This window comes from Pantoea sp. X-Soil-TKNS-1211, from assembly GCF_059730495.1.
Genome location: NZ_AP035953.1, coordinates 1,785,752 through 1,807,951, shown reverse-complemented (window position 1 = coordinate 1,807,951; position 22,200 = coordinate 1,785,752). Strand labels below are relative to the sequence as shown.

Below are 22,200 nucleotides of genomic sequence, written 5' to 3'. Positions count from 1 at the left end.
TTTCCCTTTAATTTTCCTCTGACAGGAGCCGCTATGCGACTTGTGGTACGCGTTGTAGTGCTATTTTTTGCCGTTTTTCTGCCTTCGCTGGCTTTTGCTGACACCTGCTGGCAAACCCGCGCCGGGATTGATATGGGTTCCGGCACCACCAAAATTGCCGTGACCGAAGTGAATATTTGCCAGCATCAGTTAGGCAAAGTCCTGTTCGAGGATCAGCGTCCAGTGGGTTACAACGATGCGCTGGCACGTTCTGGCAACAACCAACTGGATGAGGCAATTCAACAGCAGGGATTAACCGCCCTGCAACAGTTAGTCAGCCAGGCGCGGCGCTATCATCCGCAACGTATCAGTGGCGTCGCCACCGCCGTGTTCCGTTCCGCCAGCAATGGCCAGGCGGTGATTGATCGCTTTAATCAGCAGGCGGGTGTCCAGCTTAAAATTATCAGCCAGCAGCAAGAAGCGGAGCTGGGATTCCGTTCTGCCAAAGCGGCGTTCCAGGACCCGACATTACACGACGAAGACCTGTTGGTGTGGGATATTGGCGGTGGGTCAATGCAGATGACCGCCTGGCGTAATGCGCAAGGGAAAGCTGTTTCCGATGTCTATCAAGGCAAACTCGCCTCGGTAACGCTGAAGAACTTTATCGTCGATGTGTTAAAAAATCAGCCATCTGCGGCGTCGCCCAATCCCATCGGCTCGTGGCGCCCTTCCGTGTTGCGCTTTGTCGAGTTTTACGCTCACAACGATGTACCACCGCAGATCAAACAAGATCTCGCCACGCGTCGGGTGATTGGCATCGGCGGAGTGCATGGCTTCTCGATTAAGAATCAGCTGAAAATAAAAAATAATCGCTATGATCTGGCAACGCTGGAACAAGCGGCAACACAGCAGGTTTGGAAAGGTGACAGCGAACTGACGGGCGATTATCGCGCTACCGATGTCAGCAATTTGCTGTTGGTGGAAGGCTATATGCGCGCCCTCGGTATTAAGGATGTCACTATCGTCAAAGCCAGCCTGATTCAGGGTGTCTTACTGGAATAAATGGCGACCGGGCGTCCGCCTGACGCCCGGTCTCTCAGGACGGTTTCACCAGCCGGATAGCGTGTTCCAGCATACGTTGTTCATCGCGTTCATCATGAGCACGATGCTGACGCGTACGTTTCAGCAGGCTGGTGATCTCTTCCCTTTTGGTCTCGTGACCACACTCTACCAGCACAATCACTGCATCGCCGATCACCCGGCAGACTTCGTCGTAATCGTCTTCATTTAATACGTCACGTTTCATCTTTCCTCCCACATCTGAGACCTTAACCAAGCCTGGTCATGATTTCGCTATCCTGCAAACCGGTTGCTGACCACGTATTCCCTGACTACGCTGAAATGGCGATTCACAAATATCAGGGAGTCAATTATGACTGGAAAAGCGGAAGCAAAATTGAATGAGGCTGCGGGCGCGGTAGAAGAAAAAGTGGGCGAAGTGACTGGCTCACGCCGCCATCGTTTTAAAGGTGCAGCGCGGCGTTACCCGGCACAGGCCAGCTATGCTGCCCAGGACGCTGCCGATTGCGTAATAAAAAGCGTACGCGATAATCCGGTGACCGGATTAGCGCTGGCGGCCAGCGTCGGCGTGGTCATCGGTTTTTTGCTGGGACGTAAATAATCGTTCCACTTGCGCATGGAGGCGCAAACAACCTTCAGTTACTGCCAATTTTCTTCAACATTATCCTGATGCGTCTGAGTTCTGTTTGATTCCCTCCCCATTTCTCTTAGCCACAGAGAATCCTCCCAACTTCTTGCTGTAACAGTTTGTTTATTCTTCGCACCGAATTATACAACGGAGATGTTTTAGTGAAGAAATTATCGATTATTGCCATAGCGACGCTTTCGGCAATTTATGGCAGCAATGTATTTGCGGTTGACGTGACACCAGAAGAAAGTGGAAAAATCTCCGCAGAACTTCAGGGTAAAGCCGGTGAAGTCAGTCGTCATCGTGGCGACCGAATGAAAACCAAAATCCAGTGGAAAAGCTGGAGCAATGATATGGAAGGGCTGCACCCGCATAGCCCGAAAAACTATCAGGTCTATAAAGTTGAATACGCCAAACCGGGCGATATTTATCCCTCCTCAGGTAACAGCAGCAACATGATTCTCGGCGAAAACGAGAATGGTTTTGCCGCTAATCTGGAAAAAAACGTCCCTTTTCAGCTTAACAGCAACAAGATTGTTGGTATGTACTATGACGAGTGGGCCTACTGGGAACGCTCATTCTCGGCTGATTTAGTCCCGGCCAATAACCTGACGCACATTTTCTGGAGCTTCCTGGGTCTGTGTGATTTTGGTGCTGATCGTCCTGGTAGCGTTACTCTGCCATCCACCGGTAACACGGGGCTGGTAGCAGAAGGTAACGAACGTGGTCAGAAAATCCTTAAAGGCATGTGCGGTCAGGGCAACCTGCCGACAGAAAATGGCGAAACCAGCTGGCAGGGCAACGATTCCCCGGCTAAACAGCAGGGCGATTTCAGCGTCACCCGTTATGATCCTCAGGCATCCCACTTCGGTCTGAAAGCGCTGGAACGCATGAAGAAAGCGAATCCGAAGCTGAACGTGATGGTATCTATCGGTGGCTGGTCCATGAGTTCGCCGTTCCACGCGATGGTGGAAACCAAAGAAGGCCGCGATATCTTCGTTAACTCGGTGATGAACTTCCTCAGCGAAAATCCATTCGTTGACGGTATCGATCTGGACTGGGAATTCGTCGGTTCCACCGGCCCGTCGGCCATGGGCGATCTGGCTACCGATGGTTATCAAAAAGAGAAAGAACGCTATACCGCGCTGGTCAAAGAACTGCGTCAGGCAATGGATGCCAAATATAGCGGCGCGCAGCGTAAGCAACTGAGTGCGGCCGTCAGCGCATCTCCGGCTAAACTTGCGGCTATCGACTTCAACAGCCTGAAAGATGATTTTGATTTTATCAATATCATGACCTACGACATGTACGGTGCCTTTGCCCGTAATCCAGGTCACCAGGCAGCCGTTTATGCCAAACCGATTGCCGGGGCTTACTACCAGCAGGGCAGCCAGGACCAGGTCAAAGACGAAGCCGGTAACATCATTCTTGATGGCAAGGGCAACGCGATGACTGGTGAGCAAACCCAGCGTGGTTTCAGCACTGAAGGCGCTGTTAAAGCCATTCTGGATAACAACCCGGACTTCCCGTCAGAGAAACTGGTGGTGGGTGCGGCGGCCTATAGCCGCGGCTGGCATAGCGTCAGTGTGAAACCAGAACACGACAAAATGTTCTGGCACGGTATCGCCAATGGTGAAGAAGTGAGCCGTAATGGTCTCGGCAGTAATGGTACTTTTGAGCACGGTGTTACTGACTATCGTGAACTGTACGACAACTTTATCAGCAAGGGACAGAACGTTTATTACGATAAACAGGCTGAAGCCGCGTACATCTGGAAACCGATTGCTGAGGTGAATGGCAACCCGACCGCACAGGTTGAAACCTATGACTCTCAGCGTTCAGTAATCGCTAAAGGCGATCTGGTGAAGCAATACAACCTGGGTGGCATGTTCGCCTGGGCCGCAAGTAACGATAACGGCCAGATTCTGAACAGTATGAACGCCGCAGTGTGTAATAAGCTGAAAGACGGTGGTTATTATAACTTTGCCGAAAATTATAACGGCGAGGCAGATGTCAAATCCGTTCATGCGATTAATGGCAAACCGACCAAAACTGAAGAGGTTATGACCGGTTCGACAGTGTTTAACTTCAACGGTCAAAAACATTGTGAAACCAGCACCCCGGAAAACCAGGGTCCGATCATTAAACTGGATAAAACTGAAATTAGCGCGGTTGGCACCACCAATCACGGCTTTGGTTATCCAGTTAACGCCACCAGCAACCAGGATGATGTGACCTGGAAGTGGGAGATTGTGCAAGGTTTCAGCCTGATCACGCTGAAGTCGACTGATCAGGCTTCAACTGAAGTCGTCGTACCGAAAAATGTGTTTGATGTAGAGGCAAAATTCCGCGTCACGGCGACCAACGCCGAAGGCAAATCCAGTGAAGCTTTTGTCACCGTTAAGGTAGCAAAACCTGCCGTTACAATGAACGGTACCAGCAGCATGGAATCAACCAATCCACAGTATATTCTCGCGACAGCCAACTTCCCAGAGGCGACTTATCAGTGGACGCTGAAAAAAGGTACGCAGACCGTTGCCGATGGTATTGATCAGAATGGCCAGGTCAAAGCTGGTCTTCCAGCTGGCGATTATGTTGCTGACGTCATCGCAAGCAGCACATTAGGTGCACGTTCTGCAAGCAATTCACACTCGTTCGAAGTGACCAGCGAAGTGGCACAGAATAACGACGCGGCGTATATCAAAGGTCTGAAGGTTGATCTCGAATTTAAAGACGAGGGTACCAGATACTTTGTCACAGGTAAGGTGACCTCCTCAAGTAAGCCGGAAAGCAAACCGAAATACTCATGGGGTTCATCGGGTGGCGTTCAGGAAACAACTAATGGACTGGACAATTACACATTCTCTGTCGATAAAACCAGTAAACCTCAGTCAATTAAAATGAATGTCATCGTTACTGCGGGTAAAGCACAACGTACACTGATCGAAACCATTACTGTACCGGCAATGGCCACCCCGGAAGTACCGGAAGTGCCGACTGGCTATCCAGCCTGGGCCTATGGCTCCGACTACAAAAAAGGTGATGTGGTTACCCATAAAGGTAAAGTCTTTGAGTGTGTGGAAGCGGGTTGGTGTAAGCAGACGAATGAATTTTCTCAACTGCATTACGAACCAGAAGTGGGTCTGAACTGGACCATGGCGTGGAAATATCACACCAAGTAATTCACTCCCTGTAACAAGAGTAAGTTCAGCTGCGGTAGGTGCTACCGCAGCTTTTTTTATTGGTGATAACCCACCTCATCACGCCGTTCCTGGATGTGTTCATCCGGTGTTTCCGCCACATCCGCCACGCCGCTATTGCCAGCATCAAGATGGCGACCACTGTATGAATGCATATGAGGCGGCCCGGGTAGCGGTTGCGCACACGACCCAAACGACAGCAACAGAAAAAACCAGGCGGCCAGCGGCATCTTCTTCATCATTAAGTCACCTGCATAATGAACCAAAAGTGCGACCAGCGTGCCTGAACCGATGCAAATTATTGTCAGCGCCACGCAAAGCTACGTGGGCAGCATTGAGCAGATGCGAACAATTATGCCTGGGATTTACGCGCCTTATAGCGCGCGACCATGGTTATCAACGCCTGGTAGATCAAGCCGGCATACAGGCTCATGACGACCGCCATGCCAGGTTCTTTGCCTTGACTCTGCCAGGAGACGAACCACATAAAAATGCCCCACAGCAGCGAAAACAGCAGCCAGCCTTTAACAAATTTCATCACGCCCTGCATCGTACCCTCCTTTGGATGAGCGCTGACGATAGCGGTTTGTTGGGGGGATGACACGGAAAGTTGTCTGTGACTGTTAACTGGTTCAAAATTTTGCTGAGGGATCGTGGCGGCGCGATTCGTCATATCGCCAGAGAAGAGGTAATGCCCCACCCGGCGCTTATCTCCGGCACTCGCAATGGCTTAGCTCTTGAAGGGGCATAAGAATCATCTCAAAAACCAGCGCTAAAAACTTAACTTTTATTGCCATGATAATTATTAGCTAAATAATTATCACTTTGATCAAATGTATGAGCATTCTGTCAGAGGCTCGCCATGAAATGGGGACTGGATTAATTAATCAACTTTTTGCGACGAGCATCCATGAAAGACAGTTTATCGCCTTGACCATTGCACGGCACGGCGTGCCAGTAAAGGCGCACATAACCGCCCTGGTGCTTCTGCTTACAGCTCTCCGCTACTTCATAAGCTAACCGAGAGGCGTTAAACAGGTTCAGATAATGATCGCTTTTCAGGTCATCTATCACGGCCTGCTTGAGATAGGGGCTAATTCGGCTGTCACGCATCATCGACACGAAATCACGAACGGACGTATACGCAAGGTTCCGGCATTGCCCACGTATGTTGCCACGGCTGTATGTCTCGCAGTTCGTAATGTCGGTTGCTACTGAGCTGAAAATGAGTGAAACCGGAAACGCCGCAGGAGTCATGACTTTTGCCTCGGCCGGATTTCTTTTCGCTGAGAGTTTAATCATGGGATTCAATGTCATTATCTCTCGGGAAACCGGCTCAAGTTCTGTTGGCAACTGACTCAAATCAGCGCTTTCCAGCGGCACATAGGGATCATCTTTCTTGAAAAAGGTGCCTGAGGGCTGTTCAGATTTCAGGACAGTCTCTGTTGAACCGTGCCCGGCACAACTTGATAAAAAAAAAGTAAAAATCAGTAAAACCAAACGTTTCAAAACAGCATACCTACGCAACAACTTCAGAGAGGGCCAAGAGAGTAACGCATCTGCACCCTGAAGATCAGCATTCCATGACTGCGTTTTGTAACAAAAGTATCGTGAATTTGAGTGACAGGCTCAGGAAGAGCCATTTTCATGCCGGAGCTGAGCAATAAACATTACCAGGCCAGCAGGTGTAATGGCACCAATCGGTATGTCTCCACGCCACCAGCTATGAAGAAGCTCGTACACATCTGGCCATGAATGCGGGTCATTATTCATTTTCATGGTCTCTCACCTCCGTGGTTACGGTCGGTGCTGTCTGTAGTATCAAAGAATAGTTACCCCAACGTCGCTAATGTACGGTACTCACACTGGCTTAGCTAATGAAAGGGTAAAAATGAACAAGAGCGCACATATTCGTGCTCTGATAATGAAAACTTCGACGCGTATCGATAATTAATTACTCAGCTCATCAGACACAGTGGCTTATGAGTTACGGAAGTAAGCTTAAGACTTCTTCATTTGGCACTTAACACTTACGACATTAATGATGTTTTTAGAAATTGTGATTAATAGAACAATCACGCACATTATTGAAAAAATAGATTTTTAACAGCAATAAATCTCATCAATAAAATCTCATTAAAGCCAAGCTAATTCTAAATTTGAAAGCTATAGTGAAATCTCGCTGGGGATAGTCTATACAGGCATCGCCCATGATGATTTAAGCCAATCCAAATGATAATGATTATCGCCTAATTTCTCGCTGTCTCATAAGGGTTAAAATATGATTCAATCAGCAAGTAGCATTCAGAAACGCAGCGATGAGAAGCGTGGATTCAAGCCTAAAACCTATAAACTCTCTTTGATTGCCATCGAGAAGATAGAGTTACTAGCCCGAGAAAATGGGGTTTCCCAAGGGACAATCATTGCCGATGCAATAATGAATTATAATGGGTCACTAAAAAGTTAAGCCTCAAAATTATTTAATTCAAAACTAAAACACTCAGTCAGGAACTATTCCGGGCATTAAAGCGTGATGGCACCCTATCTAGCTTTACTACGAAGCAAATTTGTTCTTAGCGAAAACTTCAGATTATTTTTTGTGCGGTTTTGTGGAAAAGAATCTTACCGGCAGGAAATTACCCTGACCACCTCACCGGTGATCAGGGTAATGGTAATGCAGAGTCTTACATGTTCGCGATAATCGCGTCGCCAAACTCTGAACATTTCAGCAGTTTAGCGCCTTCCATCAGACGTTCGAAGTCATAGGTCACGGTCTTGTTGGCGATAGCGCCTTCCATGCCTTTAACAATCAGGTCTGCGGCTTCGAACCACTCCAGATGACGCAGCATCATTTCTGCGGAGAGGATAACGGAACCCGGGTTCACTTTGTCCTGACCGGCATACTTCGGTGCAGTACCGTGCGTCGCTTCGAACAGCGCACACTCATCACCGATGTTAGCACCCGGTGCGATACCGATACCACCAACCTGCGCCGCCAGGGCGTCAGAGATGTAGTCACCGTTCAGGTTCATACAGGCGATAACATCGTACTCAGCCGGACGCAGCAGGATTTGTTGCAGGAAGGCGTCAGCGATCACGTCTTTGACGATGATCTCTTTGCCCGTATTCGGGTTTTTGAACTTCATCCACGGACCGCCATCGATCAGCTCGCCGCCGAACTCTTCTTTCACCAACTGGTAGCCCCAGTCTTTGAAAGAACCTTCGGTGAACTTCATGATGTTGCCTTTGTGAACCAGCGTCAGGGAGTCACGGTCGTTAGTGATGGTGTATTCCACTGCGGCGCGAACCAGACGTTTAGTGCCCTCTTCTGAGCACGGCTTCACGCCGATACCACACTGCTGCGGGAAGCGAATTTTCTTCACGCCCATCTCTTCACGCAGGAACTTGATCACTTTGTCCGCTTCCGGCGTACCGGCTTTCCACTCGATACCCGCATAGATATCTTCGGAGTTTTCACGGAAGATCACCATGTCGGTATCTTCAGGACGTTTTACCGGGCTTGGGGTGCCTTTGTAGTAGCGTACCGGACGCAGACACACGTACAGATCCAGCTCCTGACGCAGCGCAACGTTCAGAGAACGAATACCGCCACCAACCGGAGTGGTCAGCGGGCCTTTGATGGCTACGCGATATTCTTTGATTAAATCGAGGGTTTCCTGCGGCAGCCAGACGTCCTGGCCGTAGAGTTCTACTGATTTCTCACCGGTGTAAATTTCCATCCAGGAAATTTTTCGCTCGCCGTTGTAGGCTTTCTTCACAGCGGCATCAACCACCTTCAGCATCACGGGGGAAACGTCCACACCGATGCCGTCACCTTCAATGTAAGGGATGACCGGGTTATTTGGCACTACCAGTTTGCCCTGATCCAGGGTGATTTTCTGACCTTCCGCCGGAACAACTACTTTGCTTTCCATTAACCTCTCCTTCGAGCGATTTTTTGTTAATGATTTGTAAGATGCGCGTCAATACTACTTGAATATTTCCGCCGCGCCAATCACCGCAGTTTCGCGTTATAATGCGCTGATTGTCACCGACTGCAAAGCCCATGCGAAAAACTTCTCAACGAATTCACCAGGATAAACGATTCAGCGGCCCGACGCGCAAGCCTGCACGGCCTAAAGGCCCGTTACGCGTCATACTCTTTAACAAACCTTTTGATGTTTTACCGCAATTTAGCGATGAAGCCGGACGCCGCACCCTGAAGGATTTCGTGCCGGTCACTGACGTCTACGCGGCAGGTCGCCTCGATCGCGACAGCGAAGGGCTGATGGTGTTAACCAATGATGGCGCACTTCAGGCGCAGCTGACACAGCCCGGAAAACGCACCGGAAAGATCTATTTTGTGCAGGTGGAAGGCGAGCCGCAGGAATCAGATTTATCCCTGCTGCGTAGCGGCGTGACGCTGAATGATGGCCCCACGCTGCCTGCCGGTGTCGAGCGGGTTGCCGAGCCGGAATGGCTGTGGCCACGCCAGCCGCCAATCCGCGAACGCAAAGCCATTCCCACCAGTTGGCTGAAAATCACCTTATATGAAGGACGCAACCGTCAGGTACGACGGATGACGGCGCATATTGGTTTTCCTACCCTGCGCTTGATTCGCTATGCCATGGGGGAACATCAGTTGGATAATCTGGCACCGGGTGAATGGCGTGATATCAGCGCGCAATTTTCAATAACTTCAGGTTAACAATCCGGGAGGATCGATGTTTAAACCTCATGTCACGGTGGCGTGTGTGGTACAGGCGCAAGGTCAGTTGCTGGTGGTGGAAGAACAGGTCCATGGTCGCGCCACCTGGAATCAGCCCGCCGGTCATCTGGAGGCAGATGAAACCCTGGTGGAAGCGGTACAACGTGAACTGTATGAAGAGACCGGCATCACCGCAAAACCCGATTATTTCCTCGGTGTGCAACAGTGGATCGCTCCGGATAATACGCCTTTTGTGCGTTTCCTGTTTGGCCTGGATCTGGCAGAAACGGTAGCGACCACCCCGCATGACGATGACATCGATTGCTGCTGGTGGGTTACACCGGAGCAGATTATCAACGCAGATAAGCTCCGTTCGCCGCTGGTCGCGGAAAGTGTGCGATTGTGGCAACAGGGAGCACGCTATCCCCTGCAACTGATTGCCCCGTTCCAGTGGCCGTTTCACGAGGGTGCGCACCCGACTTCCACGTGCTAGAATACGCCGCCTGTTTTTATCGTAATCAAGAGTGCGTCATGTCTGACAACAGCCAGAAAAAAGTGATCGTCGGTATGTCCGGCGGTGTCGATTCTTCCGTTTCCGCCTGGTTACTGCAACAGCAGGGATATCAGGTCGAGGGCCTGTTCATGAAGAACTGGGAGGAAGACGACGGCGAGGAGTATTGTACTGCCGCTGACGACCTGGCTGATGCGCAGGCCGTGTGTGACAAACTCGGCATCAAACTGCATAAAGTTAACTTTGCCGCTGAATACTGGGACAATGTTTTTGAGCATTTTCTCGAAGAGTACAAAGCGGGTCGTACGCCGAACCCCGATATTCTGTGCAACAAAGAGATCAAGTTTAAAGCGTTTCTCGAATTTGCCGCCGAAGACCTCGGTGCTGACTTTATCGCCACCGGCCACTATGTGCGTCGTCAGGATGTGGATGGTCAAAGCCGCCTGCTGCGCGGCCTCGACGGCAACAAAGATCAGAGCTATTTCCTCTACACCCTCAGCCACGAGCAGGTTGCGCAAAGTCTGTTCCCGGTCGGTGAGTTGGAGAAACCAGAAGTTCGTCGTATTGCCGAGCAGCTTGATCTGATCACCGCGAAGAAGAAAGACTCCACCGGCATCTGCTTTATTGGTGAACGCAAATTCCGCGATTTCCTTGGCCGCTATCTCCCTGCCCAACCGGGCGAGATTGAAACCGTTGACGGCGAAATTGTGGGGGAACATCAGGGTCTGATGTACCACACCCTCGGCCAGCGCAAAGGGCTGGGCATTGGTGGCCGCAAAGAAAGCAATGACGATCCCTGGTATGTGGTCGATAAAGACGTCGCCCGCAACCGCCTGATTGTGGCGCAGGGTGGCGATCATCCTCGTCTGATGTCAGTGGGTCTGATTGCCCAGCAGCTGCATTGGGTAGATCGCCAGCCGATTAGCGCGCCACTGCGTTGCACGGTGAAAACCCGTTATCGTCAGACCGACATTCCGTGCGAAATTATTCCGCACGGTGATGACCGTATTGAAGTGCGTTTTGATGAACCGGTTGCTGCTGTCACGCCGGGCCAATCCGCCGTGTTCTACCTGGGCGATGTTTGCCTCGGCGGCGGCATTATTGAACAGCGTCTGCCCTGGGCAGCGGCCTAAGGTCGGCGCTGCCGACGCGTATACAGGAGTAACCGTGGCTAAGAACTATTATGAGATTACGCTGGCGCTGGCGGGGGTCTGCCAGGCCGCACATCTGGTGCAGCAGCTGGCGCATCAGGGTACTTGCAATAATGATGCGCTGAGCGTGTCACTGCGCAGCCTGCTCGATCTCAATCCTGGCTCGACGCTGGCGGTGTATGGCAATGATGAAGCCAATCTGCGGCTCGGGCTGGAAACCCTGATGGCGGTGCTGAACAGCAGCAGCCGTCAGGGTGCCGGTGCCGAATTAACCCGTTATACCCTGAGTCTGATGGTGCTGGAACGCAAACTGCACGGGAACAAACAGGCCTTAAACACCCTGGCCCAGCGTATCAGTCAGTTGGATCGCCAACTGGCGCACTACGAGCTGGAATCCGACACTATCACCAGCGCGATGGCGGCGATTTACGTTGACGTGATCAGCCCCCTTGGTCCGCGCATTCAGGTGACCGGCTCGCCGCAGGTGTTACAAAGCTCACAGATTCAGGGCCGTGTGCGCGCCGCGCTACTGGCGGGTATCCGCTCTGCCGTATTATGGCAGCAGGTCGGTGGTGGCCGCCTGCAACTGATGTTCTCGCGTCAGCGTTTGCTGAACGAGGCAAAAAACATTTTATCCCGGCTGGGAACGGCGTATTAAGCGTCTTTCCGGCATTACGCTTTGTTAAACGATTCAGGAGTTGCACTGATGGAATTATCCTCTCTGACCGCCGTCTCACCTGTCGATGGTCGTTACGGCGATAAAGTCAGCCCGCTGCGCGCGATTTTCAGCGAATACGGTTTGCTGAAATTCCGCGTCGAGGTTGAAGTACGCTGGTTACAGAAACTGGCCGCGACCGCAGAGATCAAGGAAGTTCCTGCATTTGATGCTGACGCAAACGCTTTCCTCGACGCCATTGTCGCCAATTTCAACGAAACTGACGCCGCGCGCATCAAAACCATCGAGCGCACCACCAACCACGACGTGAAAGCAGTGGAATACTTTCTGAAAGAGAAAGTGGCCGACGTCCCTGCCCTGCACGCGGTGTCCGAGTTTATCCACTTCGCCTGCACCTCTGAAGATATCAACAATCTGTCGCACGCGTTGATGCTGGAAACTGCTCGCCGTGACGTGATTCTGCCGTACTGGAACAAAATCATTGCGGCGGTGAAAGGTCTGGCGCAGGAATATCGCGATATTCCGCTGTTGTCCCGTACCCACGGCCAGCCCGCAACCCCATCCACCATGGGTAAAGAGATGGCTAACGTCGCTTACCGTATGGAACGTCAGCTGCGTCAGTTGGGCAACATCGAAGTGCTGGGTAAAATCAATGGTGCGGTCGGCAACTACAACGCGCACATCGCCGCTTACCCGGAAGTGGACTGGCATCAGCTGAGCGAAAAATTCGTCACCTCACTGGGCATTACCTGGAACCCCTACACCACGCAGATTGAGCCACACGACTATATCGCCGAGATGTTCGACTGCATCGCGCGCTTCAACACCATTCTGATCGACTTTGATCGCGATATCTGGGGCTATGTGGCGCTCAACCACTTCAAACAGAAAACCATCGCTGGTGAGATTGGTTCGTCGACCATGCCGCATAAAGTTAACCCGATCGACTTCGAAAACTCCGAAGGCAACCTCGGTCTGGCGAACGCGGTGATGCAGCACCTGGCAAGCAAGCTGCCGGTTTCACGCTGGCAGCGCGATTTGACGGACTCCACCGTACTGCGTAACCTGGGGGTTGGTGTCGGTTATGCGCTGATTGCCTACCAGGCGACACTGAAAGGCATCTCCAAACTGGAAGTGAACCGCGATCGTCTGCTTGATGAACTGGATCACAACTGGGAAGTGCTGGCGGAGCCAATTCAGACGGTGATGCGTCGTTATGGCATCGAGAAGCCGTACGAAAAGCTGAAAGAGCTGACGCGCGGCAAACGCGTCGATGCGGCCGGTATGCAGGCGTTTATTGACAGCCTTGAACTGCCGGAAGAGGAAAAAGTGCGTCTGAAACAAATGACGCCAGCTAACTACCTTGGCCGTGCGGTCCAGATGGTTAATGACCTGAAGTAATCGCCACATACGCAGGCGTGCTGCGGCTCGCCTGCGTTAATCTGCGGTTTAGCTGTCCTGGCATATACTTTTCTCCATCAATGTGTTGAAAGTAAGGAAATGCTATGCGTGTTCTGGTTGTGGAAGATAATGCGCTGCTGCGTCATCACCTCGCCGTGCAATTGCGCGAAATGGGTCACCAGGTGGATGCCGCAGAAGATGCGAAAGAAGCCGATTATTTCCTCCAGGAGCATGTGCCGGATATTGCGCTGGTCGATCTTGGTCTGCCGGGCGAAGATGGTATGTCGCTAATCCGTCGCTGGCGTGGTGATGCCATTCGTCAACCGATTCTGGTGCTGACCGCCCGTGAAGGCTGGCAGGCAAAAGTGGAAGCGCTGGAAGCCGGAGCCGACGATTACGTCACCAAACCTTTCCATATCGAAGAAGTGGCGGCACGTTTGCAGGCGCTGATGCGTCGTAACAGTGGCCATGCTTCGCAAATTATTTCGATGCCACCGTTCCAGGTTGATCTCTCGCGTCGCGAGCTGACCATCAACGAAGAACAGGTCAAACTGACAGCGTTTGAATACACCATCGTGGAAACCCTGATCCGTAACGCCGGTAAAGTGGTCAGCAAAGATTCGCTGATGTTGCAGCTCTACCCCGATGCCGAACTGCGTGAAAGCCATACCATCGACGTGCTGATGGGACGTCTGCGTAAAAAAATTCTCGCGCTCTATCCGACGGAAGTGATTAACACCGTACGCGGCCAGGGCTATCGCTTCGATCTCTGATAAATGAACTGGTTGCGCCGACTGCGCCCTTTCTCGCTGCGTGCCCGCTTTCTGCTGGCGACAGCAGCCATTGTGCTGTTCCTGTCACTCTCCTACGGCATGGTCGCCGTGGTGGGTTACGTGGTGAGTTTCGACAAAAACACCTACCGGGTGATGCGTGGTGAAAGCAACCTGTTCTTTACGCTCGCCCAATGGCAGGACAACAAGCTGACCATTGCCCAGCCCGAGCGTATGACGCTCAATTTCCCAACCCTGGTGTTTATCTACGATGAACACGGAAAATTGCTGTGGCAACAGCGCGACGTCCCGGAAATCCGCAAAAAAATTCAGCGCGAGTGGCTACTCAAACCGGATTTCTACGAAATTGACACCAGTAATCGCACCAGCCTGGCGGCGATGGGGAATAACCTGGTAGCGCAAAAGCAGCTACACGCCTGGGATACCGACAGCAACGATACCTTTACCCACTCGGTGGCCGTCAATCGCTATGACGCTACCACCAACTTACCGGCGCTGACCATTGTGGTGGTCGATTCGATCCCGCAGGAGTTGCAACATTCGGATGTGGTGTGGTCATGGTTTAGCTATGTACTGGCAGCTAATTTGTTGCTGGTCATCCCGTTGCTGTGGCTGGCTGCGCACTGGAGCCTGCGGCCGATTGGCGATCTCACGTCTCAGGTGCGCGATCTGGAAACCGGCCAGCGTGAAAACCTTGATGATAATCCCCCTCAGGAGTTGAAAAGCCTGGTACGCAACCTGAATCTGTTGCTTTCCAACGAGCGGCAGCGTTATACGCGCTATCGCACCACGCTTTCCGACCTTACCCACAGCCTGAAAACGCCGCTGGCGGTGTTGCAGAGTACGCTACGATCGCTGCGCAGCGGCAAAGAACTGACGGTGGAACAGGCCGAGCCGGTGATGCTGGAACAAATCAGTCGCATCTCCCAACAGATTGGTTATTACCTGCATCGTGCCACCATGCAGGCCGACCATAATCCTTTGCAGCGCGATCTGCATTCCGTCTCCGCCTTACTCGACAGCCTGTGCTCAGCGCTGAACAAGGTTTATCAACGCAAAGGGGTGGAGATCACCCTCGATATCTCGCCGGAAATGACCTTTATCGGCGACCAGAATGATTTTATGGAAGTGCTGGGCAACGTCCTGGATAACGCCTGTAAATATTGCCTGGAATTTATTGAGGTCACCGCGCGCCAGACCGATAAAGCCCTGCATCTGTATATCGACGATGATGGCCCCGGTATCCCCGAAAGTAAGCGTGATTTGATCTTCGTACGCGGCCAGCGTGCCGATACGCTACGCCCCGGCCAGGGTTTAGGTTTGGCGGTGGTACGCGACATTCTGGAACAATATGCTGGTCAGGTGATTGCCACCACCAGCCCGCTGGGCGGTGCCCGCATGGAAGTCATCTTTCAGCGTCAGGAAGTTGAACATCGTCGCGAGTAGAACGGCACGCGGGCTGTTATACTTGCAGGCATTCATGGCCCTAACCGGAACCCTTCTATGGATTATCAGCTCGATCTTAACTGGCCCGATTTTATTCAGCGCTACTGGCAAAAACGCCCGGTGGTGCTGAAACGTGGTTTTAAAAACTTTATTGACCCAATTTCTCCTGATGAGCTGGCCGGTCTGGCAATGGAAAACGAGGTGGACAGCCGCCTGGTGAGCCATAACAACGGTAAATGGCAGGTTAGCCACGGTCCGTTCGAAAGCTACGACCATCTCGGTGAAAACAACTGGTCGCTGCTGGTGCAGGCGGTGAACCACTGGCATGAGCCATCTGCCGCGCTGATGCGCCCGTTCCGCTTCTTACCTGACTGGCGCATTGACGACCTGATGATCTCCTTTGCGGTGCCAGGCGGTGGCGTCGGTCCGCATTTCGACCAGTATGATGTGTTTATCATCCAGGGTACGGGTCGTCGACGCTGGCGCGTTGGCGAGAAAGTGCCAATGAAACAACATTGCCCGCATCCTGATCTGCTTCAGGTGGAACCGTTTGACGCCATCATTGATGAAGAGATGGAGCCGGGCGACATTCTCTATATCCCACCGGGATTCCCGCATGAAGGGTACTCGCTGGAAAACGCGCTCAACTACTCGGTTGGCTTCCGCGCGCCGAGTGGCCGCGAACTGATCAGCGGGTTTGCCGACTATGTGCTGGCACATGAGCTGGGCAGCTATCGTTATAGCGATCCTGACGTGCCGACACGCGATTGCCCGTCACAAATCCTGCCGTCAGAAGTAGAGGGTATTCGTGCCGCGATGCTGGATGTCATTAATCAGCCAGAGCAATTTAACCAGTGGTTTGGCGAATTTATTTCCCAGTCACGCCATGAACTGGATATCGCACCACCCGAGCCACCTTATCAGCCGGATGAAATCTACGACGCCCTACAACAGGGGGATACCCTGACCCGTCTGGGCGGTCTGCGTGTGTTGACGCTGGGTGATGTGGTGTTTGTTAACGGCGAAAGCGTGACCTGCACCCACCCGGAAGTGCTGGCGGCATTGGCAAACCGTCAGGTGCTGACACTGAAAGATTTTGGCACTGCACTGGATGATCCGTCGTTACTGGCGCAGCTTGCCGCGCTGGTCAACAGCGGTTACTGGTTCTTCGCCGATTAATCGCATGCATTGAACCGTAGCGGCGCGATTCATCGCGCGCCTTTGACATTGAAGTCAGAAAGCGCGATAAATCACGCCGTTACGGACGTTATTTCTTCTCCGCCACCAGCGCTGAAAGGCGCACAATCACATCCACCGCCTGCGCCATCACATTCAGTGAAGCGAATTCATGTTTGCCGTGATAGTTGTAGCCGCCGGTAAACAGATTCGGGCACGGCAAACCTTTCCACGACAACGCAGAACCGTCAGTGCCGCCACGAATCGGCTTCACGTTGGGTTCGATACCGCAGTCACGCATCGCCTGCAACGCCAACTCGATAATATGTGGGTGCGGCTCCACTTTTTCACGCATGTTGCGGTAGCTGTCGCTGATCTCGACTTTTACTGAGCACTCGCCATGTAACCCTTTGCTCACCCGACGGCCAATATCTTCCAGCAGTTGTTTACGTTTGGCGTAGTTGTCGGCGTCAAAGTCACGAATGATATACTGCATCTCGGCGTGTTCTACCGTGCCTTTGATGTTGTGCAGATGATAGAAACCTTCGTAGCCTTCGGTAAATTGCGGTTTCTCCTGCGACGGAACTTCCGCGTGGAAACGCATCGCCAGCTCCAGCGCATTGACCATCACGCCTTTTGCCGTGCCAGGATGCACATTGTTACCGACAATTTTGACTACCGCCGACGCCGCATTAAAGTTCTCAAATTCAAACTCACCGAGGTCGCTACCATCGACGGTGTAAGCCCAATCAGCCGCAAAATTCTCAATGTCAAAGAACGAGGTGCCACGGCCAATTTCTTCATCCGGTGTAAAAGCGACGCGAATCGCGCCGTGCGGAATGTCCCCTTTGGCGAGGCGCGCCATGGCCGTCATGATTTCCGCCACCCCGGCTTTATCATCAGCACCCAGCAGGGTTTTCCCGTCGGTGGTGATCAGCGTATGACCAATCAATTTATGCAATATCGGGAACATCACGGGCGAAAGAATTTCGTCCCCATTGCCAAGGGCAATATCCCCGCCGCGGTAGTTTTCAATAATCTGTGGATTGACATTTTTCGCGGTGAAATCCGGCGAGGTATCCATATGCGAGATAAAGCCAATCACCGGGGTAGGCCAATCAACATTCGCCGGTAAGGTGCCCATCACGCAGCAATGGTCGCTGAGGGTCACATCGACAAACCCCAGAGCCAGCAGTTCTTCCTGAAGCTGACGTGCCAGCGTCCACTGCCCCTCGCTGCTCGGCACCTGACGTGCCTGCGGTTTTGCCTGAGTTTCTACCGCCACATAACTGAGAAAACGCTCAAGTAATTGATCCATCTGTCATCCCTCTAAAGAACCCGCATTATTATCATAGGTCGCTGGTGACGCGATGTTGCGTCAAATCATTATCCATCAGGTTAGTCCTGTCCTGATGATTTGCTTAATCATCAAATGCAGAAAGATCATTTCCCTGCCAGCGTGTGTCCGTACAGCATACTCCGATTTTTTTCAGACTTTTCAAGGTAATTCCACGCTGAAACATGGCATTGGACTATTTTTCAGGTATTATCCCGCCCTTCATCACGGCTGGTCGTTGCAAGCGACTATGCTGTAATCAGATTATTTTCAGACTGAGTGACTAAAATGACGCAAACACGCGCACAACAGGCGCTGGTTACGCTTTCTGGCATCAGTAAAGCTTTCGATGGAAAATCCATCATCTCCGACTTTCAGCTGACTATCCGTCACGGCGAATTTATCACCCTGCTCGGCCCTTCCGGCTGCGGCAAAACCACTATCCTGCGCCTGATTGCCGGACTGGAAGAGGCCGATTCCGGTCACATCATCCTTGATGGCAACGATATCACCGACACGCCCGCAGAACAGCGTCATATCAACACGGTGTTTCAAAGCTATGCGCTGTTTCCACATATGTCGGTATTTGAGAACGTCGCCTTTGGCCTGCGGATGCAGAAAACCCCGGCAGCGGAGATCACCCGGCGTGTCAATGAGGCACTGGCGATGGTGCAGCTGGAAAGTTTTGCCGAGCGCCGTCCTCATCAGCTCTCCGGTGGGCAACAGCAGCGCGTGGCGATTGCCCGTGCGGTGGTGAATCGCCCAAAAGTCTTGCTGCTCGACGAGTCACTGTCAGCACTGGATTACAAGCTGCGTAAGCAGATGCAAAACGAACTGAAAGCGTTGCAGCGTAAGCTGGGGATCACCTTTGTGTTTGTCACCCATGATCAGGAAGAAGCCTTGACCATGTCGGACCGCATCGTAGTGATGCGTGATGGACGGATTGAACAGGACGGAACGCCGCGCGAGATTTACGAGGAACCCGCCAATCTGTTTGTCGCCCGCTTTATTGGTGAAATCAACGTGTTTGATGCCGAAGTGTTGAACAACGATAACGCTCCCAGCGTACGTGCCCGCGTGGAAGGCCGGGAATGTGAGATCCACTGCCCTTTCCCGGTCGCACCGGGTGATAAATTACATGTTCTGCTGCGCCCGGAAGATTTGCGTGTGGAAGAGATGGCTGACGACAGCCATAGCGAACATTTGATCGGCTATGTTCGCGAACGCAACTACAAAGGCATGACGCTGGAATCCACCGTTGAACTGGAAAACGGTAAGTTGTTAACGGTGAGCGAATTCTTTAATGAAGACGATCCTGACTTTGATCACTCGCTGAACCAAAAAATGGCGGTGAGTTGGGTGCAAAGCTGGGAGGTGGTGCTGCCGTATGAAACTGATGCGTAATCGCCTGCAAAACTGCATCGTGACAATGATTGTCGGCTGGCTGGCGCTGTTTGTGTTGCTGCCGAACCTGATGATCCTGGCCACCAGCTTTCTGACGCGTGACGATGCGAATTTCGTCAGCATGGTGTTTACCCTCAGCAACTACAGCCGTTTGCTCGACCCGTTATACGCCGAGGTGCTGCTGCATTCGTTGAATATGGCGGTGATTGCCACGCTGTGCTGCCTGCTGCTCGGCTATCCCTTCGCCTGGTCTCTGACGAAGTTACCGGCACGTCTGCGCCCGTTGATGCTGTTTCTACTGATCGTGCCGTTCTGGACCAACTCGCTGATCCGTATCTATGGCCTGAAAATTTTTCTCAGCACCCGTGGTTGGCTGAACGAGTTTTTGCTGTGGCTTGGGGTGATAGACCAACCTTTTCGCATTATGTACACGCCTCAAGCGGTGATCCTCGGGCTGATCTATATCCTGTTACCGTTTATGGTGTTGCCGCTCTATTCCAGCCTGGAAAAACTGGACAAATCCTGTCTTGAAGCGGCGCGCGATCTGGGCGCAAATACGCTGCAACGTTTTATCCACATCATTTTACCCCTCACCATGCCCGGTATTGTCGCCGGATGCCTGCTGGTGTTGATCCCGGCGATGGGGCTGTTCTACGTCTCTGATTTGATGGGTGGCGCGAAGAATCTGTTGATTGGCAACGTGATTAAAAGCCAGTTCCTCAATATCCGTGACTGGCCGTTTGGTGCTGCCACCAGTATCGTGATGACGCTGCTGATGGGGCTGATGCTGCTGTTTTACTGGCGTGCGGCACGCCTGCTGAATAACAAAGTGGAGCTGCAATAATGGCACGCTGGTTACGCGGCGGCTTTATGGCCGTGGTTTATGCCTGGTTTTATATTCCGATCATCATTCTGATCGTCAATTCGTTTAATGCCTCGCGCTTCGGCATCAACTGGCAGGGATTTAGCACCCAGTGGTACGGGCTGCTGATCAATAACGACAGCCTGTTACAGGCGGCGCAACATTCGCTGCTGATGGGCGTGCTCTCCGCCAGTTGCGCCACGATTATCGGTTCCCTGACGGCGGTGGCGTTATATCGTTATCGTTTTCGCGGCAAGCCTTTCGTCAGCGGTATGTTGTTCGTGGTGATGATGTCACCCGACATTGTGATGGCGATTTCGCTGCTGGTGTTATTTATGCTGCTTGGCATCTCGCTCGGTTTCTGGTCGTTGCTGTTTTCCCACATCACCTTTTGCCTGCCGTTTGTGGTGATCACCGTGTATTCGCGCCTGAAAGGTTTTGATGTACGCATGCTGGAAGCGGCAAAGGATCTGGGTGCCAGTGAAATCACCATTCTGCGCAAGATTTTGCTGCCACTGGCACTGCCGGCCGTCGCCGCCGGATGGCTGTTGAGCTTTACCCTGTCGATGGACGATGTGGTGGTCTCCTCCTTCGTCACCGGCCCAACCTTTGAAATTTTACCGTTGAAGATTTATTCGATGGTGAAGGTCGGCGTCTCACCTGAGGTGAACGCGCTGGCGACAATTTTGCTGCTGCTGTCACTGCTGCTGGTGGCAGCCAGCCAGCTGTTATTACGGGATAAAACCAAATAGAGGACAACCCATGAACAAATGGTCTCACTGGCTGGCGGCTGGGGCGCTGGCACTGGGCATGCAGAGCGCACAGGCTGACGACAGCAACACGCTCTATTTCTACAACTGGACCGAGTATGTGCCGCCGGGGCTGCTGGAACAGTTCACCAAAGAAACGGGCATCAAGGTGATTTACTCCACCTACGAGTCCAACGAAAGCATGTATGCCAAACTAAAAACCTGGAAAGATGGTGCGTACGATCTGGTGGTGCCCTCCACCTACTTTATCGCCAAAATGCGCAATGAAGGGATGTTGCAGAAGATTGATAAATCCCAGCTCAGCAACTTCCATAACCTTGATCCTAATCTGCTGAACAAACCGTTTGATCCCAATAATGATTACTCGATCCCCTATATCTGGGGCGCAACCGCGATTGGCATCAACACCGAGGCCCTTGACCCGAAAAGCGTCACCAGTTGGGCAGATTTATGGAAGCCGGAATATAAGCAGAGTTTGCTGCTGACTGATGATGCGCGTGAAGTGTTCCAGATGGCGCTGCTTAAACTGGGATATTCAGGTAACACCCGTGATCCCAAAGAGATTGACGCCGCTTATGAAGAGTTGAAAAAGTTGATGCCAAACGTGCTGGCCTTCAACTCGGATAATCCGGGCAATCCCTATATGGAAGGGGAAGTGAATCTCGGTATGATCTGGAATGGTTCCGCTTATGTTGCCCGTCAGGCAGGTACGCCGTTGCAAGTCATCTGGCCAAAAGAAGGCGGTATTTTCTGGATGGATAACCTGGCGATCCCGGCGAATGCTAAAAATAAGGAAGGTGCGCTGAAGCTGATCAACTTCCTGCTACGCCCGGAAGTGGCGGCGAAAGTGGCAGAAACCATCGGTTATCCGACGCCGAATCTGGCGGCGAAGAAGTTGCTGCCAAAAGCGGTGGCGGACGATCCGTCGCTGTACCCTTCCGCAGAAGTGATTAACCACGGCGAGTGGCAGAATGATGTCGGCGATGCCAGCGTGCAGTACGAGACGTTGTTCCAGAAACTGAAGGCGGGACGGTAAAGCAGCCAGCACACACGATAAATCGCGCCGCTACGCAACCTGCAC

General features: G+C 52.3%; 23 protein-coding genes. 16 read left to right on the top strand and 7 right to left on the bottom strand.

The annotated features are described in order from the left end of the window. Window positions 1–33 precede the first annotated feature (33 nt). The gene (locus tag AC6I8W_RS08670) at window positions 34–1,041 is read left to right on the top strand and encodes a Ppx/GppA phosphatase family protein (RefSeq protein WP_497837801.1); all 1,008 of its coding nucleotides are present in this window, start codon (window positions 34–36) and stop codon (window positions 1,039–1,041) included. A 34-nt stretch (window positions 1,042–1,075) separates the two neighbouring features. Here the strand turns inward: AC6I8W_RS08670 and AC6I8W_RS08665 are convergent, their stop codons facing one another. Then, window positions 1,076–1,285, bottom strand: a complete 210-nt coding sequence (locus AC6I8W_RS08665) for a DUF2767 family protein (protein WP_497837800.1) — start codon at window positions 1,283–1,285, stop codon at window positions 1,076–1,078. A gap of 126 nt (window positions 1,286–1,411) precedes the next feature. On the opposite strand from AC6I8W_RS08665, the gene AC6I8W_RS08660 reads away from it, so the two are divergent. Continuing rightward, window positions 1,412–1,660 carry a CsbD family protein gene (locus AC6I8W_RS08660; protein WP_497837799.1) on the top strand — a complete coding sequence of 83 codons (249 nt, stop codon included), beginning with the start codon at window positions 1,412–1,414 and terminating at the stop codon, window positions 1,658–1,660. Window positions 1,661–1,848: 188 nt separating this feature from the next. Continuing rightward, a complete protein-coding gene (locus tag AC6I8W_RS08655) occupies window positions 1,849–4,869 on the top strand; it encodes a glycoside hydrolase family 18 protein (RefSeq protein ID WP_497837798.1) in 3,021 nt (1,006 codons plus the stop codon). 56 nt (window positions 4,870–4,925) lie between these two features. Here the strand turns inward: AC6I8W_RS08655 and AC6I8W_RS08650 are convergent, their stop codons facing one another. The 4 genes from AC6I8W_RS08650 to AC6I8W_RS08635 form a co-directional block, all read right to left on the bottom strand. Beyond that, a complete protein-coding gene (locus AC6I8W_RS08650; protein WP_497837797.1) occupies window positions 4,926–5,129 on the bottom strand; it encodes a hypothetical protein in 204 nt (67 codons plus the stop codon). Between the two features lie 110 nt (window positions 5,130–5,239). Further along, window positions 5,240–5,437, bottom strand: a complete 198-nt coding sequence (locus AC6I8W_RS08645; RefSeq protein WP_021185645.1) for a DUF6404 family protein — start codon at window positions 5,435–5,437, stop codon at window positions 5,240–5,242. A gap of 329 nt (window positions 5,438–5,766) precedes the next feature. Next, window positions 5,767–6,396 (bottom strand): hypothetical protein, encoded by a 630-nt coding sequence (locus AC6I8W_RS08640; protein WP_497837796.1) that lies wholly within the window; start codon window positions 6,394–6,396, stop codon window positions 5,767–5,769. Between the two features lie 120 nt (window positions 6,397–6,516). Further along, entirely contained in the window at window positions 6,517–6,666 is a 150-nt protein-coding gene (locus tag AC6I8W_RS08635) for a hypothetical protein (protein WP_497837795.1), read from the bottom strand. 502 nt (window positions 6,667–7,168) lie between these two features. Between AC6I8W_RS08635 and AC6I8W_RS08630 the strand changes: the two genes are divergently transcribed. Further along, window positions 7,169–7,354 carry a ribbon-helix-helix protein, CopG family gene (locus AC6I8W_RS08630; RefSeq protein WP_497837794.1) on the top strand — a complete coding sequence of 62 codons (186 nt, stop codon included), beginning with the start codon at window positions 7,169–7,171 and terminating at the stop codon, window positions 7,352–7,354. 217 nt (window positions 7,355–7,571) lie between these two features. On the opposite strand, the gene icd is transcribed toward AC6I8W_RS08630, so the two are convergent. Then, the gene (gene icd / locus AC6I8W_RS08625) at window positions 7,572–8,822 is read right to left on the bottom strand and encodes an NADP-dependent isocitrate dehydrogenase (RefSeq protein WP_084873924.1); all 1,251 of its coding nucleotides are present in this window, start codon (window positions 8,820–8,822) and stop codon (window positions 7,572–7,574) included. A 131-nt stretch (window positions 8,823–8,953) separates the two neighbouring features. On the opposite strand from icd, the gene rluE reads away from it, so the two are divergent. From rluE to AC6I8W_RS08585, 8 genes are all read left to right on the top strand, one after another. After that, complete coding sequence (gene rluE, locus AC6I8W_RS08620) at window positions 8,954–9,595, top strand: 23S rRNA pseudouridine(2457) synthase RluE (protein WP_497837793.1); 642 nt, start codon at window positions 8,954–8,956, stop codon at window positions 9,593–9,595. Between the two features lie 16 nt (window positions 9,596–9,611). Continuing rightward, window positions 9,612–10,088, top strand: a complete 477-nt coding sequence (locus AC6I8W_RS08615) for an NUDIX domain-containing protein (protein WP_497837792.1) — start codon at window positions 9,612–9,614, stop codon at window positions 10,086–10,088. A gap of 38 nt (window positions 10,089–10,126) precedes the next feature. Continuing rightward, window positions 10,127–11,239 carry a tRNA 2-thiouridine(34) synthase MnmA gene (gene mnmA / locus AC6I8W_RS08610; RefSeq protein ID WP_497837791.1) on the top strand — a complete coding sequence of 371 codons (1,113 nt, stop codon included), beginning with the start codon at window positions 10,127–10,129 and terminating at the stop codon, window positions 11,237–11,239. A gap of 34 nt (window positions 11,240–11,273) precedes the next feature. Beyond that, window positions 11,274–11,915: a high frequency lysogenization protein HflD gene (gene hflD, locus AC6I8W_RS08605; protein WP_497837790.1), complete on the top strand. Its 642-nt coding sequence runs from the start codon at window positions 11,274–11,276 to the stop codon at window positions 11,913–11,915. Between the two features lie 48 nt (window positions 11,916–11,963). Continuing rightward, complete coding sequence (gene purB, locus AC6I8W_RS08600) at window positions 11,964–13,334, top strand: adenylosuccinate lyase (RefSeq protein ID WP_497837789.1); 1,371 nt, start codon at window positions 11,964–11,966, stop codon at window positions 13,332–13,334. Between the two features lie 104 nt (window positions 13,335–13,438). Next, a complete protein-coding gene (gene phoP, locus AC6I8W_RS08595) occupies window positions 13,439–14,107 on the top strand; it encodes a two-component system response regulator PhoP (protein WP_021185638.1) in 669 nt (222 codons plus the stop codon). 3 nt (window positions 14,108–14,110) lie between these two features. Then, complete coding sequence (gene phoQ, locus AC6I8W_RS08590; protein ID WP_497837788.1) at window positions 14,111–15,571, top strand: two-component system sensor histidine kinase PhoQ; 1,461 nt, start codon at window positions 14,111–14,113, stop codon at window positions 15,569–15,571. A 57-nt stretch (window positions 15,572–15,628) separates the two neighbouring features. Continuing rightward, window positions 15,629–16,750 (top strand): ribosomal protein uL16 3-hydroxylase, encoded by a 1,122-nt coding sequence (locus AC6I8W_RS08585; RefSeq protein WP_497837787.1) that lies wholly within the window; start codon window positions 15,629–15,631, stop codon window positions 16,748–16,750. Between the two features lie 88 nt (window positions 16,751–16,838). Here AC6I8W_RS08585 and pepT read toward each other — a convergent pair whose 3' ends face one another. Further along, window positions 16,839–18,065, bottom strand: a complete 1,227-nt coding sequence (gene pepT, locus AC6I8W_RS08580; RefSeq protein ID WP_497837786.1) for a peptidase T — start codon at window positions 18,063–18,065, stop codon at window positions 16,839–16,841. Window positions 18,066–18,371: 306 nt separating this feature from the next. On the opposite strand from pepT, the gene potA reads away from it, so the two are divergent. The 4 genes from potA to potD are packed head-to-tail and all read left to right on the top strand — an operon-like array spanning window position 18,372 to window position 22,155. Beyond that, the gene (gene potA, locus AC6I8W_RS08575) at window positions 18,372–19,487 is read left to right on the top strand and encodes a spermidine/putrescine ABC transporter ATP-binding protein PotA (protein WP_497837785.1); all 1,116 of its coding nucleotides are present in this window, start codon (window positions 18,372–18,374) and stop codon (window positions 19,485–19,487) included. Continuing rightward, window positions 19,480–20,331: a spermidine/putrescine ABC transporter permease PotB gene (gene potB, locus AC6I8W_RS08570; RefSeq protein WP_497838136.1), complete on the top strand. Its 852-nt coding sequence runs from the start codon at window positions 19,480–19,482 to the stop codon at window positions 20,329–20,331. Before potA ends, potB begins: the two co-directional genes overlap by 8 nt. Continuing rightward, complete coding sequence (gene potC, locus AC6I8W_RS08565; protein ID WP_497838135.1) at window positions 20,328–21,101, top strand: spermidine/putrescine ABC transporter permease PotC; 774 nt, start codon at window positions 20,328–20,330, stop codon at window positions 21,099–21,101. Before potB ends, potC begins: the two co-directional genes overlap by 4 nt. 10 nt (window positions 21,102–21,111) lie before the next feature. After that, window positions 21,112–22,155 (top strand): spermidine/putrescine ABC transporter substrate-binding protein PotD, encoded by a 1,044-nt coding sequence (gene potD, locus AC6I8W_RS08560; RefSeq protein WP_497837784.1) that lies wholly within the window; start codon window positions 21,112–21,114, stop codon window positions 22,153–22,155. Window positions 22,156–22,200: the final 45 nt, after the last annotated feature.